Annotated in this window: 12 protein-coding genes; 11 read left to right on the plus strand and 1 reads right to left on the minus strand. The window is 35.6% G+C overall.

Going from position 1 to position 16,558, the window contains the following annotated elements; genetic code table 11:
• Nucleotides 1–242: 242 nt before the first annotated feature.
• Entirely contained in the window at nucleotides 243–1,211 is a 969-nt protein-coding gene (locus AC0KSB_RS14690; protein ID WP_472310507.1) for an AraC family transcriptional regulator, read from the plus strand.
• On the opposite strand, the gene AC0KSB_RS14695 is transcribed toward AC0KSB_RS14690, so the two are convergent.
• On the minus strand, nucleotides 1,204–2,700 hold the full coding sequence (locus AC0KSB_RS14695; RefSeq protein ID WP_472310508.1) for a glycoside hydrolase family 32 protein: 1,497 nt from the start codon (nucleotides 2,698–2,700) through the stop codon (nucleotides 1,204–1,206). The genes AC0KSB_RS14690 and AC0KSB_RS14695 overlap by 8 nt on opposite strands.
• A gap of 279 nt (nucleotides 2,701–2,979) precedes the next feature.
• On the opposite strand from AC0KSB_RS14695, the gene AC0KSB_RS14700 reads away from it, so the two are divergent.
• The 10 genes from AC0KSB_RS14700 to AC0KSB_RS14745 all read left to right on the plus strand — a co-directional run bounded on the left by AC0KSB_RS14700 (nucleotide 2,980) and on the right by AC0KSB_RS14745 (nucleotide 16,519).
• Nucleotides 2,980–4,320, plus strand: a complete 1,341-nt coding sequence (locus tag AC0KSB_RS14700) for an ABC transporter substrate-binding protein (RefSeq protein WP_472310509.1) — start codon at nucleotides 2,980–2,982, stop codon at nucleotides 4,318–4,320.
• 45 nt (nucleotides 4,321–4,365) lie between these two features.
• A complete protein-coding gene (locus tag AC0KSB_RS14705; protein ID WP_472310510.1) occupies nucleotides 4,366–5,253 on the plus strand; it encodes a carbohydrate ABC transporter permease in 888 nt (295 codons plus the stop codon).
• Entirely contained in the window at nucleotides 5,250–6,074 is an 825-nt protein-coding gene (locus AC0KSB_RS14710; protein ID WP_472310511.1) for a carbohydrate ABC transporter permease, read from the plus strand. The genes AC0KSB_RS14705 and AC0KSB_RS14710 overlap by 4 nt, the downstream gene beginning before the upstream one ends.
• Before the next feature lie 88 nt (nucleotides 6,075–6,162).
• On the plus strand, nucleotides 6,163–7,143 hold the full coding sequence (locus AC0KSB_RS14715; RefSeq protein ID WP_472310512.1) for a LacI family DNA-binding transcriptional regulator: 981 nt from the start codon (nucleotides 6,163–6,165) through the stop codon (nucleotides 7,141–7,143).
• A 34-nt stretch (nucleotides 7,144–7,177) separates the two neighbouring features.
• Nucleotides 7,178–8,587 carry a sucrose phosphorylase gene (gtfA, locus tag AC0KSB_RS14720; protein WP_472310513.1) on the plus strand — a complete coding sequence of 470 codons (1,410 nt, stop codon included), beginning with the start codon at nucleotides 7,178–7,180 and terminating at the stop codon, nucleotides 8,585–8,587.
• A 114-nt stretch (nucleotides 8,588–8,701) separates the two neighbouring features.
• On the plus strand, nucleotides 8,702–10,384 hold the full coding sequence (locus tag AC0KSB_RS14725; protein ID WP_472310514.1) for a glycoside hydrolase family 13 protein: 1,683 nt from the start codon (nucleotides 8,702–8,704) through the stop codon (nucleotides 10,382–10,384).
• A gap of 95 nt (nucleotides 10,385–10,479) precedes the next feature.
• Nucleotides 10,480–12,300, plus strand: coding sequence for a sensor histidine kinase (locus AC0KSB_RS14730; RefSeq protein WP_472310515.1), 1,821 nt, complete (start codon nucleotides 10,480–10,482; stop codon nucleotides 12,298–12,300).
• 57 nt (nucleotides 12,301–12,357) lie between these two features.
• A complete protein-coding gene (locus AC0KSB_RS14735) occupies nucleotides 12,358–13,773 on the plus strand; it encodes a response regulator transcription factor (RefSeq protein WP_472310516.1) in 1,416 nt (471 codons plus the stop codon).
• 108 nt (nucleotides 13,774–13,881) lie between these two features.
• Nucleotides 13,882–15,282: an extracellular solute-binding protein gene (locus AC0KSB_RS14740; protein ID WP_472310517.1), complete on the plus strand. Its 1,401-nt coding sequence runs from the start codon at nucleotides 13,882–13,884 to the stop codon at nucleotides 15,280–15,282.
• Nucleotides 15,283–15,421: 139 nt separating this feature from the next.
• Nucleotides 15,422–16,519 carry a galactose ABC transporter substrate-binding protein gene (locus tag AC0KSB_RS14745; RefSeq protein WP_472310518.1) on the plus strand — a complete coding sequence of 366 codons (1,098 nt, stop codon included), beginning with the start codon at nucleotides 15,422–15,424 and terminating at the stop codon, nucleotides 16,517–16,519.
• Nucleotides 16,520–16,558: the final 39 nt, after the last annotated feature.

Consider the following 16,558-nt stretch of genomic DNA (forward strand, 5'->3'; position numbering starts at 1 on the left):
AGTAAGAAAATAATAGAATTATTTACTTTTGCATAGGTAATATGTAAACTAATATCTACTTTTAACAATTTCAGCAAGTTATGAAATTCTTAGCACTTTATAACACATTTTATGATGATTATTTCATTGTGGTGACAATAATTTTGATATCTGCTTTGGGAAAATGCAAACTTTTATGATATGATTTTCCCCAGGGGTTACATGCACATATGATGCCGTATACGAGAGAGGTATTAAAAATTATGAATTTGAGCAATTTTTATGACCAGAAAATATGGAATCAAAAATATTCTACAAATATAGCTGGTTTTTATTCGCAAAAACGAAACTTTTTTGACATGAAAATGCATGCACATCCTAGAGTCGAAATAATGTATATTGCTGGAGGGAAGGCCAATTTATTTGTGCAAAAAACAACCTTGCCAGGCAAGAAAGAACAAAAAATAAATTCCATTAAAAAATTTGTGTTAAAAAAGAACGATTTGATATTCTTGAATTCCGGAGTAAAACACCGTCTGTTTATAAATGATGATTGTAAAATATACAATGTTGAATTTGATTTCAGAATGAATACAGATGATAATAGTGACGCTCTTCAGGGATTGTATGACTCCAGCCGCGGGCTTAGGGATTTTGTGGACGGGGGGCAGCAGTTTACGGTGCTTAAGGATGCAGATGGGCGCATTTCAGGTTTGTTTAGTTTCCTGATGCACGAGCTTGCAGGTTACTTAAAAGATGACGGAACAGCCTTGCCTGAAATATCTGGCATAAGTGGTGATGTGATTGACAATATAATGAAAATAATTATTTTGCTTATAGCTCGCAGCAATCATGAAATCAAATCGGAGGCAGGAGAGCTTCATGTAAAAAAGGCTCTCGATATTATTAGCAGGCAATTTGACACAGAAATAAAAATTGAAGATATCTGTAAAGAGATAGGCATAAGTCAGGCTTATCTCCATAGATTAAGCAAACAGCATTTGAAGATGACGCTACATGATCATATTAACCACTTGCGTCTTAATAAAGCTAGAAAATATTTGGAAAGCTCTGCTCTGCCTATAACAGAAATCGCTTTTCACTGCGGCTTCAATTCAAGACAGAGTTTTTATAAAGCTTTTTGCAAGCACGCCGGGATGAGTGCCAGAGATTATCGCAAAAAGTATTCATCTGAGCAAAATAAGCTGGTGTATGGATATGATTTCAGCTGATTTCCAGAGACCATGTTTTTATGTATCTCACCGTAATAAATCCATCTGAAGAATATATATAAGATTTTTGTTTGCTGTTTTTAGGATAAATTCTGCTGGAAATACAGGTTTTACCATTTTCTGTGAATATTTCTATTGAAGTAGTGTCAGATAAAATAATAATATCCAACAATTCTTGATCAAGATGTAGTTTAGCCTGGCATATGCCGTGCGAATAATTATCATCACTTTTATTTCTGTCGAATAGGATTTGTGCTTCAGAAAGATCAAATTCAATTTTTGTTAACCTATCATTACTGGAGCGAAGTATTATCGCAAATTTAGAAGCTGTAGATTTATAGATATCTATGCCGATTCTCATTTCAAAATGTATATTGTTTTTGCAATTTATATAATGTTTTTGTGTGTCTATAGATAAATCTGCTTCGCACTGAAAATCTGATCTGTATTTCTCGAGTTCTTCAACCGGTTGTGAAATTATGTTGCCATCATTATCAAGGTCGATTACTCTCGGAAAGGTCATGTTTCCGCACCAGCCATCTTTGCCGGTAGGGCCGAAGTTTTTCCAATCATTCATCCACTCCCAGCCGTTTTGCCATGCTATCTGAATGATTCTTCCTCTAGCATCTTTCATTGTTTGTGGGGCATAATAATCAAAACCAAAATCTAACTCACCCCACTGCGACCATTTGAATTCTGTTTCCTCAAAATTCATATCGCCAATAAGATAAATAGCTTTTTTGCTTCCGCAAAACATGGGTGAAAAAGTCAGGATCCATTTGCCGTTTATTTGGAAAAAATCTGGACATTCCCACATTGAACCAAAACAACCATTTGACTTGGCAATAATTCCTCTATATGACCAATCGGTAAGGTTCTCTGATGCATACATTAGAGCGCAACCATCGCCACCTGCCTCTGCTCCGGCTCCGGCGGAAGCCCCAACAAGCATATACCATTTATCTTTATGCATAAAAACTTTAGGATCTCTAAAATCAGTAGATATGCCTTCGGGAGGCTTAGATATTACAGGATTATTGCTATATTTCTTATAGGTTACGCCGCCATCTGTGCTTATAGCCAGGCACTGAGTCTGTTTAGGCTTGTTGTCGCACATGCTTCCGGCTGTATAAAAAGCATATAATTTATTATTATGTTCTATAGAGGTTCCTGAAAAAATCCCGCCTTTTTCGTGATTGTCATATGGATGACTGGGTGCAATTGCTATGGGCAGATGCTCCCATTTGATTAAGTCCTTGCTTTGAGCATGTCCCCAATACATTTGAGACCAATTTACTCCGTAAGGATTATGTTGATAAAACAAATGATACATATAATTAAAATAAATTAATCCATTTGGATCATTTAACCAGCCGCCAGGTGGCATAAAATGAAATTTCTGGAGCCAAGGACTTTTTCTTGACGCCTCTTCCAATCCAGATCTTTCTGACATAGCGAGTTTGATTAAATCAAAATCCTTTGATTTCATTACTGAGTTCCTCCGAAAATATTTTGTAGCAATAATTAAAATATCAGCTAAGTATGTAACAATCGTTTACACTATTATAAAATAAAAAAAGCCATTTGAAAAGAATAAACTAAATTTTATTGTGCTTAATGCAATAAAATAAGAGTTTTGTATTGTGTAAATATGACAAAAAGACTGTAAATATGTATGTAAACGATTGACACATAGGTTTAAGCGTTCTATATTTAGAGTATAGATGCATCTTATATTGTTGAAATTAGATTAAACAGGAGGTAATTTATGAAAAAGGTACTATCAATTGTTCTGGCATTTATGTTAATTATCAGCTTGGCTGCTTGTGGTTCGACTGATAATCAAACCGAGACAACAAAAGGCGATGAAAATGGCAATGAGCAAACAACAACAACCGCTGATGACGATATCGATACATCAGATGTTTCGATTACAATTTTAATGGGCAAACCCGAGGTGGGCAGTCAATTTGAAAACATGCTGTCCGAATATTCTGCCAACACAGGAGTTAATGTAACAATGATTCCTTTGGCAGGACAAGATGCATACGAAAAAATGACATCTCTATACGCATCAGGTAACGCACCGTCCATCCTGATGGTAGGACAAGAATTCGAAGAGTTCCAGGATAAATTTCTCGATTTGTCAAATACTGATTTTATAGCCAAAGCAGGAGAAGGTACTCTGGACTTTGTCACAGTAGATGGAAAAATATTTGGCACACCTACAACTGTAGAAGCTTATGGCATTATTTACAACCCTGCTGTTGTTGAAGCAGCTCTTGGGGCTGGTTTTGATTCTTCTGAAATCAAAACTATTGACGGTTTGAAAAACTTTTTTGAAAGCTTAAAAAATGCAGGCGCAGGACCATTTACTCTATCACCAATGGACTGGTCATTAGGTGCACATTTATCAAATACGGTTTATGCTGCTCAAAGTGATAGCCACGAAGAAAGACATGAATTTATTGAAAAATTAAAAGCAGGAGAAGTATCACTTGCGGAGAATGATGTGTTTAACGGCTGGGTGGATGTTTTCGATTTGATGCTTGAATATAATATTCATTCTGCTTCACCGCTTGCACCTGTATACGAGGACGGATCTCTTGATTTGGCTGCTGGAGATGCTGCCTCATGGTTTATGGGTAACTGGGCATATCCTGAATTGGTCGCTATAGATGATCAAGACTATAGATTTATTGCTATTCCTGTAAGTAATAACGAACAAGATTACGCAAATGGTAAAATAGCAATAGGAGTTCCTAGTTACTGGTGTGTTGATGCTTCAGGAAATAATGAGGCTCAGCAGAAAGCTTCACTGGATTTTTTAAGCTGGTTCATAACTACTGCAGAAGGACAAAAATATTATGTTGAAGAACTTAATTTTATTCCGGCATACAGTGGATTTGAAATTGAACCTTCCGATGCTATGAGTGTTCAGATCGCAGAAATGTTAAATTCCGGTGATAGCCTGGAATGGATGAATACATATTATCCGGCAGGTGGTTTCCAGGCGATGGGGGCTGCGATGCAAAAATATGTAGATGGAGTTATAGATCGCGCAGAATTGGCACAGGAATTTGAAGAATATTGGAAATCTGTAAAATAACAATACGAAGATGATACCCTGTTAATGAAGGAGGCGTCAGGTCAAATGTATAATGAGAAATCTATTTTGAAACGACTAGGAGTTTTTTTTACTTTCGGTTTTATTCCTCTCGCAGCATTTTCCCTGGTAGTAATGATTCCATTTTTGTTTGGCCTGTTCGTCACCTTTACTGACTGGACAGGGACGCAATCAACTGTCCAGTTTATGGGTCTGCAAAATTATATTGAAGCATTTACAGATAATCAGTTCTGGATTTCCATGGGGATTACTTTTCAATACGTAATATGGGTTTTAATACTAACTAACGTACTTGCATTAATTCTTGCAATACTGGTAACCAGTGGGTTCAAAGGACAAAATGGATTCCGGGCGGCCTTTTTTACCCCTAATCTGATTGGAGGGGTAATACTCGGATTTATTTGGAGTTTTATTTTCTCAAGAGTTTTTGTATATGTAGGAAGAACTTTTGGTATAGAAGCTTTAGCAGGATCTTGGTTGGGTGATTCTGAAAAAGCTTTATGGGCGCTAATAGTTGTCGGTGTGTGGCAAATGTCTGGCTACATGATGTTGATTTATATTGCTGGCTTAAATGGCGTGCCTGATTCTGTTTCCGAAGCGGCTAGAATTGACGGAGCAAATGGCTGGCAAGCTTTCTTTAGAATTAAACTGCCTTTAATGATACCTTCTTTTACCATAAGTATTTTTTTAACACTGCAAAAAAGCTTTATGACATTTGACACGAACTTATCTTTAACAAACGGAGGTCCGTATCGATCCACTGAGCTTGTTGCGATGCACATATATAACGAAGCATTTAAATTCCGCAACTATGGATCAGGTCAGGCAAAAGCATTCTTGTTTTTTGCAATTGTAGCTGTTCTTGCTTTAATCCAGGTTGTTGTACTTAAGCGTAAAGAGGTGGATGCATTATGAAAACAAACAAAATAACCAGGATAGTTGTTTTTCTGTTTTGTCTAATAGTTGTTGTCATAATGATGTTTCCGTTTTTGATGGTTTTGCTTAATTCTTTTAAGGAAAAAATAAATATAGTGAGAGATCCTCTTGCTTTTACCGGGTTGATTGGGTTTGAGAACTATATTCATGCTTTCCAAACTATGAATTTTATCTCTGCCATCAAAAACTCATTTATTATAACGGTGATTTCATTATTTCTCATTGTTGTATTTTCTTCTATGCTGGCATATTTTCTCGAAAGATGGAAATGGAAAATAAATAAAGTTATCTTTTTGATAATTGTGGCTTCGATGATTATTCCTTTTCAGACACTGATGATACCTCTTGTAAGTATTTATGGGCGCATCGGGATATTGAATTCAATGGGAGCACTGGCATTCTTTTACATGGGGTTTGGCATGGCTTTGGCTACATTTATGTATCATGGATTTATCAAGGGTGTGCCCAAAGAACTTGAAGAAGCTGCAGTGATTGACGGCTGTAGCAGATTTGGTGTCTTTAGAAGAGTCGTTTTTCCGATTCTTGCACCTATAACTTCTACCATACTTATACTTGATTTGCTTTGGATATGGAATGACTATCTATTGCCATCATTGGTTCTTGTCCATGAGAAGCAAAGAACATTGCCTTTATCAACTTTCTATTTTTTCGGCAATTATACTTCAGAATTCGGATATGGTATGGCCGCACTTGTTATGAGTATTCTGCCTATTCTTATCCTATATTTATTATTACAAAAACAAATAATAAAAGGTGTCATGGATGGATCTGTTAAATAAAAAAATCTTAGACATCTTGCAATAGACGTGCCAGGTAACAAATGATAAAATTTTAACTTGACGGGGTAATAGGAAGGGGGATCTGCGAATGGCAACTATCAAAGACGTAGCAAAAGTAGCTGGTGTTTCTGTGGCAACCGTATCGCGGGTCATAAACAACCGAGGATACTTAAGTGATGATGTTAAACAAAAAGTAGCACAGGCAATGAAAAAACTGGATTATCTTCCCAATGATCTTGCCAGATCTTTGCATAATCAGAAATCAAATATTATAGGCCTTATTGTTCCAGCCTTATCTCATCCTTTTTTTGGCGAGATAGCGCAAATGATAGAAACAATGGCTTATGATAGAGGTTATAAGCTTCTTGTTTGTAATTCTTTAAGAAACCGGACTAAAGAACGGGAATATATAGATATGCTTAAAAGGAGTCAGGTTGATGGCATAATCATGGGAAGTCATATTTTGGATGCTGATGACTATATGGGTCTTAATCTCCCTGTTATAAGTTTGGATAGACAATTAAGTCCTAATATCCCCTATATTTGCAGTGACAATTACCTGGGTGGTCAAATTGCTACCGAACATCTGATAGCTAACGGTTGTAAAAAACTTCTTCATATTAGTGGCAGTCTTGAAGTGAAAATGTTATCAAATAAAAGAACAGATGCATTTATTGATACATGCAACAAAGCAGGTATTGAATTCTTAGCATACGAACTGCCAGATAGCTCGATTACTCACTTCCATGAAGAAACAATTTTACTGGATATTTTAGAAAAACATTCTGATTGCGATGGAATTTTTGCAACAAGCGATGTTACTGCTGCCGCATTGATAGGCATTGCCTGTCAATTAGGTAAAAAGGTGCCTCAAGATATTCAAATCGTTGGTTTTGATGGTAGTCTAACGGCTCTACTTACAACCCCAAGAATAACAAGTATAAAACAGCCTATGGAAGATATAGCGAGATATGCTGTTGATTACCTTATAAAGATAATGGACGGAGAAACTGTGCCGACCAAAAATATTTTACCTGTAAAATTATTAAAACAAGGTTCAACTAATTGAATTTCTACTTCGTTTATATAAAGAGGATACCATGATGATAAAAAATAAAATTATGCTTATTACCTATGCTGACAGTATGGGTAATAATCTAAGTGATCTTTCTTATGTTCTTAATAAATATTTTCAGAAAGAAATAGGTGGACTGCATATATTGCCGTTTTACCCGTCTTCTGCCGATAGAGGTTTTGCACCTTTAACTTACAAAGAGGTTGATCCTGAATTTGGTAGCTGGCAAGATATTCAAAAGCTAAAAGAAAAACATTATCTTATGTTTGATTATATGATTAATCACATATCAAAAAGCAGCCAATATTTTCAAGATTTTTTGCATAAAAAAGAAAAATCAGAGTATAAGGATCTTTTTATACTTTACAAAGACTTTTGGGAAAATGGTATGCCTACGGCAGAACAAACCGATAAAATATATAAGAGAAAACCAAGAGCGCCTTATATTGATGTCGAATTTGATGACGGTACAAATGAAAAAATTTGGTGCACTTTTGATGAGGAACAAATTGACCTTAATTGCTATCATCCTTACACAAAAAGCTGGAATCAGGAAAATTTAAGATTTCTTGTAGATCAGGGGGCTTCAATTATTCGACTTGATGCCTTTGCATATGCTACTAAAAAAGCAGATACAAATTGTTTTTTTGTAGAACCAGATGTATGGGATCTTCTTTCTGAAACTTCTGAAACATTACAAGAAAAAAACTGCTTATTATTACCAGAGATCCATGAACATTACAGTATGCAGCTTCGTGTGGCAGAAAAAGGATACTATGTTTATGATTTTGCCTTGCCCATGCTGGTTTTACATGCTATTTATACAGGAAGAAGTGACAGGCTTTTACACTGGTTGAGTATATGCCCGCGTAAACAATTCACTACTTTAGATACACATGATGGAATCGGTGTTGTAGATGCTCGCGACCTGATGAGTCAAGAAGAAATTGATCAAACAAGAGAGATATTATATAAGCAAGGTGGAAGTGTGAAAAAAATATACAGTTCTACTGCATATAATAACTTGGACATTTATCAGATAAATTGCACATACTATTCTGCTTTAGGTGAAAATGACGATGCTTATCTACTTGCACGAGCGATACAGTTTTTTGCACCAGGCATTCCACAAGTTTATTATGTTGGACTTATGGCGGGGAAAAATGACATTGATCTTGTAGAAAAAACAAAAATAGGAAGGGATATAAATCGCCATTATTATTCCATAGAAGAAATTGACAAAGAAGTGCAGCGTCCTGTATTACAGAAATTATATGAGTTAATGAGATTTCGTAACAGCCATCCTGCTTTTGATGGAGATTTGATTATTAATGACAAAGAAAACGGCAAATTCCAATTAACATGGGAAAAAGACTACCATAAAGCTTCGTTAGAAGTAGATTTGAAAAATAAAAACTTTAATATAAGCTATACGTAATATGGTACTGCAATTAGGCTAGAAATATGCTTTGTTCGCTAAAAAATGAGGCTGCAAACAGTTTTTTCAACTAAGAATGGAAAAAAGATATATAAAGTTTTGGGAGGAAATTTAATGCAAGAAAAACCTTGGTGGCAGGATGCAATTGTCTATCAAATTTATCCTCGAAGTTTTATGGACAGCAACAATGATGGTGTTGGAGATTTGCAGGGAATTATTCAAAAACTGGATTATCTTGAGACCCTTGGAATTAACACGATCTGGCTTTGTCCTATTTTTCAATCTCCTATGGCAGATAATGGTTATGACATTTCCAATTACAAAGAAATACACCATGAATTTGGGACTTTGCCCGATCTGGAAATGCTGATAAAAAAAGCAAAACAGAAAGGCATCAAAATACTGTTGGATCTGGTTTTGAACCATTCATCAGATAAACATCCTTGGTTTCAGGCTGCTTTGTCTGATCCGTCAAGCCCTTATAGGAATTATTACATAATCAGAAAAGGCAAAAACGGGAATCCCCCCAACAACTGGAGATCTCATTTCGGTGGTTCAGCCTGGCAAAAATTGCCAAATAGTGAAGATGAGTACTATTTACACCTTTTTGCCGTAGAACAACCTGATTTCAATTGGGAAAATCAAGCATTGAGAGACTCTCTGTTTAAAATGATAATCTGGTGGTTGAAAAAAGGGATTGCAGGTTTTAGGATAGATGCGATCAGCTTGATCAAAAAAAATCAGGATTTCCCTGACATTGAGACAAAAGACAGTGATGGACTTGCAAGCCCGCTTTCAGAATGCCTTAATTATCCTGGAATTGAGGATTTTCTAGGAGAAATGAGAGACAAGGTTTTTGCACCAAATCAGGCATATACTGTTGCTGAAGCAAACGGAATACCAGATGAGAAATTGGAAGATTTCATTGGTAAAGATGGTTTTTTCACCAATGTTTTTGATTTTTCTTACACAGATATTGATATCAAATCCGAATATTGGTTTGATAGAAATTATTTTAGCTGTGAAGATTTGAAACAAAAAATTTTTATTAGCCAGAAAAAGATTTGTGAAATAGGCTATGGAGCACCGTATTTAGAAAATCACGACCAAAACCGCAGTCCGAACAAATATCTAAATGACAATGACATCAGATATGAAAGCATTACTATGCTTGGAATGATGTATTTTTTCTTGCAGGGGATACCTTATATTTACCAAGGTCAAGAAATTGGTATGACAAATTATCCTTGGGAAAACATGGATCAGTTTAATGATGTTGCAGCCAAAGATCAATACAAGAAAGGACTGGAAGCTGGATTAAGCAAGGAAGAGGCTTTTGCAAGAGTAGCATGGCGGGTCAGGGATAATTCCCGTACACCTATGTTGTGGGATGACACTGGAAATGCTGGTTTTAGTCAGGCCAGGCCTTGGTTGCCCGTACATCCTGATTATGCAAAAATTAATGTTAAACTTCAACAATCCCCTGACTGTGAAAATTCTGTTCTGAATTTTTATAAACAGATGATAAAAACAAGAAAAACGTTTAGTCCTTTCTTTTTCCAAGCAGATTTACAACCAGCTTTTTTAGATCATAAAGATATTATTGCTTATTATCGCCAACAAGGTGAAAGAAAGTTTTTGATTATCTGTAATTTTTCAAATTCAGATCAAAAACTGGACTTGCCTGAATCAACTGTTGTATTATCAAACTATAAAAGATCCGAAGGAACCAATAATATTAAAAGCAATACCATAATTAGACCTTTTGAAGGAGTATTGTTGGAAGTGGGCTGTTGAAAAAACGCTTCGTTGCTTGAACTTTAATGCACTCCGGTTCTGATATGATCGGAGTGTTTTTTTGTTTTAAATAAGAACTGATGCAGGCGGTAAATATGATAAGTAAATTTTCAAAAAAAACAGCAAAAGGACTCATCAAAAACCGCAAAAAATTTAAACCTATCAGCCGCAAATTGATTATATATATAATCCTGGCATCTTTCATTCCGATAGCAACAATAAGTTTGGGATTAACATGGTTTACTACTAATTCAATTAAAAATAGTTACATTGATGAACGAGCCAGATCTGTAGGCTATATTATGAATAATATCGATAAAAAAGTCGAATGGGCAGATAATTTATCCCGGCAGCTTTTTGTTGATGAGCAGCTAAAAAATGTTTTAAGACAACCATCATCAGAGCCGGCAAATTATAACGAGCAAATTGAGTTGTTGATGCAGGATATTCGGAATAGATACAGATATACTCCTTTGTACGAGAAAATGCTGGCTCTGGTTATTTGGGGCAACAATGGGACAGATTTGAGATTCGGACCGTATGCAGGCCTTCTAACAAAAAGTGAAGTTGAGAAAACAGAATGGTTTTTAGAGTCATCTGATAAACCTTATACTAATTGGGGAGGGTTAGAAGCAAACACGTGGCAGTATTTGCCTGTCGAATCCTATATTCCGTTATATATAAACCTAACGGAATCGAATCACTCTGAATCATTAGGTTACGCTTTTATTTTATTTGATCAAAGTCTTTTTGAAGATGCTTTTATGGTACAGTCTGATTCGGAAGGTTTTTTTCTTTTTAATGGGAGCAATCAGCTTTTAGCTCAAAATGACGAGTTTAAATTAGAAAATACATCGTTGTTATACGAAGCTCTTTTGACATCTGAGGCAATAGATCAAAGTGGCTATAACTATTTATCCTGGGATGATTATCTGATTAGTTGGAATCGTTCAGCTAGTACTGATTGGTTTTTAATAGATGCATATCCTCTGGTAATTATAAGTCAGCAAAGAATCTTATTTACATGGATTATTCTTTTAGTCTTTATTTTCTTAATGATAATATCTGGTATATTGTCAATTTTAATTAGTCGCAAATTCACTAAACCAGTAGAGCTTTTAGTTAAACAGGTTGAGCAGATCGGGTTAGGAGAATTAAATCAGGAGCCTGCCTGTCAGGAAGAAAATGAAATTGGAATATTAAGCCATAGTATTCACGATATGCAAACAGGCTTAAAACAGCTTATTGATCACCAGCTTAGACAAGAAAAAGAAAAGCATGAACTAGAAATAAAAATGCTGCAAAATCAGATAAATCCGCATTTTCTCTACAATACCCTAAATACGATTAAACTTATGGCTCAGCTGCAAGGTGTTATTGGAATTGAAAAAATGACTGTCTCATTAGGAAGTTTATTAAGGTATGCTATAAGAGAACCGTCTGAAAAGGTAACGCTTAGGCAAGAATTGAAAGCTCTCGAAGCCTTTATGTACATCCAAAATATAAGATACAAAGGAAGTATAATATTTTCGTGTGCTATAGCGGATCAAAAGTTAGAGGATGCAATAATTCCCAAGATGATATTACAACCTATAGTGGAAAACGCTATTCAGCATGGTCTGTCGCTTGAAGATAATAATGGCAGAATAAGTATTGAGATAAGTTCCAGGCAAGAAGAATTACAAGTATATGTAATGGATAATGGCAAAGGTTTTTCTGAAATTGAAAGAATAAATATGCAAAATAGTTTGAATGAAAAAGAAAAAAATTTGAATGATTTCAGTGAGCATATCGGCTTGATCAATGTTCATCAGAGAATCGTTTTGCAGGATGGCCCTGAATATGGAATTAATATCCACAGTGATCAGAAAAAAGAAACCTGCATTTCTATAAAAATGAAACTGAGATACACATAGTTTTTTGTAATTGCTATAATGTGCAAAAAATATGATTAAGGTGATCGAGAATAAGCAATGATAGAAAAAAAAGAAAAAATACCTGCATTTAAAAATGATGATAATTATCTGCTAAAAGTATTGATTGTGGATGATGATTCGCTGGTGCGAATAGCTTTAAAGACTTTGGTTAATTGGCGAGTGAATGGTTTTTATATTGCGGGTGAAGCAGGTGATGGAAATCAGGCTCTAGAATTGATCAGAGCGGTGAAACCAGATATTGTGTTATTGGATATAAAAATGCCCGTTCTTGATGGCTTGAAAGTGTTAGAGATACTAAAAAACTCGCCAGCAGCACCAATTGTAATTGTTCTTAGTGGTTATGATGACTTTGATACGGTTCGTAAAGCTATGCGATTGGGAGCTTTTGATTATTTGCTGAAATTAGACATGCAGCCTGAAACACTTTTGCCCGTTTTAAAAGAAGCCAGTCGCGAGATATCACATATAAAGACATGTTCACATAGAAAAGAATTTATTGCAGGCAATGCGGATAAAACTTTTAAACAGCAAGTCAAATCCCTTACGCAGTCTTTTTACCGAGCACTGATATTTCGCGATAATTCATTTTATCAAAAGGCATCTGATGATAAAAGGCATTTAATTACTGCTGATGCCAATATTGCATGTTTATACATAAAAATAAAATTTGCCGGCAGGGAAGCAGAAGAAAAAGATTTGCCCGTTGGCGCTTTGATACATATTATCGAAGAAATAGCAGGTAAAAGATTTTTTTGTGATAGCTTTCCTTGGCAAAAGGAGTCTTTACTTTTATTTTTATCACATGTTGATCCGTTAGATACTTTCAATGAACAAGACATGGAAATTTTTATTAATAGAGTTGAGGATATGGCGCTATCTTACCTTAATTTGGATATAAAGATAAAATTTGGAATCAACAAGATTTCTTTAGAAGGTATTGCAGCAGCCTATGATAAGGTAATGGCAGAAACCAATGAATACCTAAGTTATTTGCCTTTGTCAGATGAACTGTCAGGGAAGAAAGAAGGGGCTGAGTCCCCCAAAGACTTTCATATAAAAACTCAAAATCCACGTGAATTAACTGCAGTAAAAAAAGAAAGCTTAGCTATAAAAAAGAATATACTGCCAGTGCCACTTTATAAAGCAATAAAATACATAGATAACAATTTCAAAGAAGAAATGAGTCTACAGGATGTGGCAGAAGAAGTAAAATTGAATCCTTCGTATTTGAGTAATTTATTCAAAAAAGAGTTAGGCCAGGGATACTCGGATTATTTAACTGATTTGAGAATTGAAGAGGCAAAAAAACTTCTAAAAGGCAGTAATATGAAAATGTATGAAATCAGTGAGCATATTGGCTATCAGAATATTTATTATCTTTCGAGAATATTTAAAAAGAAAACTGGTATGACTCCTGGCGATTATCGTTTAAGGAATTCTGAATTAGAGTAAATGCATAACCTAAAAAAAGTGCAATGTTATCAAATAACTGTCCATTTTTTATAGTTTATCAAAACTGTAGAATAAACACAGCAAAAAACCTTGCAAGGAGAAATTACTTTGAAGATTGGTGTAAGCAGTGCAATAACCGATGGTTACAGGAAAAAAAAAGAGTTTGCAAGAATTAAGAAATCAAGGCGTTTTGGCCTGAGAATAGTAATGATTTTATGTGTTGCTTTTTTTCTTGTTTCACTTGCCGGTTGTGATCTGTCTGCACTAAAAGGAGTTGAATACAAATGGCATCAAAGCAATAATTCGGGAAAAACTGACAATGATAATAAAGAGACTGTTACGATTGCTTTGTGGGATTATGGGGTTGTTTCTTATGATCAGGCTCTTATTGAAGAATTTGAAAGACAGAATCCTGATTTGAAAGTTGATGTTCTGAGTTTTCCTAATCAGGATTATGATCAACAATTAACAGTCAGTATTGCAGGACAGGAAGATATCGATATCATGTATTTTCGCTCGCCTTGGCAATATTATACTTTTGCTTTCAACAATTATATATATGCATTAGATGAATTTCTAGACGAAAGTCTGCATGATCTTGAAAAATCATCAGTCTGGGTTCGAGAGTCACAAGAGATAAATGGTAAAATCTATGGTTTACCCTACAGATATGACACCCTGGTTCTATATTATAATAAAACCATTTTTGATGACTGTGGACTTGATTATCCTGACATGAATCTAACCTGGCAGAATTTAGAAATGCTGGCAAAAGAGTTAAGCAAAGGTAGTAGTGATGAATCTCGGATATATGGATTGGGGTTGGTCAGTTATAATTATTTGTTAAATGATTTTTGGAAACAATATACAAAACTTGATCTTGCAAATTATGATATAGATTATTTAAGAGAACCCCTGTCAATTTATTATAGAATGCAAAATGAAGATCATTCGGTTACCGATTATGCACAAATTAAAGCAAGAGGAATAGATCAGCTTGGTTTTATTAAAGGTAACTGGGCAATGATGATAAACGGTAGTTGGTTTGTAGAGATGTTGCTCAATTATCAGGATTCATATGATTTTGAATGGGGAATTGTGCGAATGCCGGTATGGGAAAATACACAATTAGAGTCTTACATGATGCCGACTCCAGTCTCAATGGCTTCCTATTCAAATAATAAAACTAATGCCTGGCGACTATTAAGTTATATATCAAGCAAGGAAGCTGCAGAAATACTTTCTGCGCATGGGGTTATGCCTGCTTATCGTGATAAGAGTATCTATAATATCTATGAAAATGCAACAAATCTTGACAACAATAGCCTTGAAGCCATTTTTGAGATATCTACTGCTAGGGAACGGATTGTTGCGGATAATAATCATTTAATTAGCAACATTATAAACTCAGAAGTGGACTATCTTTTTCTTAATTATCAAACTTTGGATGAAACTCTGGAAAATATCATGTCTAGAAGAGAAAAGCTTTTGGACATAGAAAAACAGTAAAAACCTCCTGTCTGATTTTGCTATAACTGTGCAGGATTTTATCTGTAACCAGTTTTTGTGTTCGGCTATACTGGCACAAGAATTGACAGATAGACACAGTTTTGCTGTGTAATCTGCTAAAAAAACAGGAGGAAAGAAAATGAAAAAAATCGCTGCAATTTTATTGGCCGCACTCATGCTGACATCTCTTGCAGGATGTGGAGGCAATGAAACAACTACAACAACAGCAACGGCTGAGACATCAGCCACTGCACAGGACGAGACATCAGATGCTGATTCTAACGACGATCAAGCTGCTGATACCAAGGTGACCTTAGGTGTTCTGATTTATAAATATGATGACACCTATATTTCAACAGTTCGCCAGGCTTTAGAAGCTGCTGCTGGTGATTTGGGCGCAGATCAGGTTGAGTTGATTCTTAATGATGGTAAAGGTGATCAGGGAACACAAAATGATCAGATTGACGGTTTGATTCAGCAAGGTGTTGATGCACTGATCGTAAACATTGTTGATATCGGAGCTGCTCCTACAGTAATTGATAAGGCTAAAGCTGCTGATCTTCCAATTATATTCTTCAATCGTGAGCCTGATGCAGATGTAATCGCATCATATGATCTGGCACGCTTTATCGGTACGACACCATCAGAAGCTGGTGTAATACAAGGTGAAATGATGGCTGATATCTGGGAAAATAATGCTGATCTTGACAAAAATGGAGATGGCATTATGCAGTATGTTATGCTTCAGGGCGATCCTGATAATCCGGAAGCAATTGCCAGAACAGAATTTTCTATCAGCACAGTTGAAGCAAATGGAATTGAAACAGAGCGTCTTGATCTGCAGGTTGCAAACTGGGATACAGAAAAAGCCAATACTGCTACATCTGCTTGGATTTCAAGCTTTGGCGATAAAATAGAATTTATAGTTGCCAACAATGATGGTATGGCCGCAGGAGCAATTTCTGCTCTCCAGGCTGCAGGTTATAACACAGGTGAAGAAGGTGCCAATCATATTCCTGTAGTTGGTGTTGATGCTACAGATATGGCTCAGGATCTTATTTCAAAAGGCCAGATGGACGGTACTGTTCTTCAGGATGGACCTGCAATGGCACAAGCAGTTCTGGCTGTAGCAATGAATGCAGCAAAGGGAGAAGATTTCTTAGCAGGAACTAGCTACAAATATGACGATTCAGGACTGTCAGTTCGTATTCCTTATCAGCCTTGGACAGGCAACTGATAGTTGTAAATTCTAAAGTAAATAGTTATCAGTAAGACC

This window comes from Ercella succinigenes (assembly GCF_900002895.1).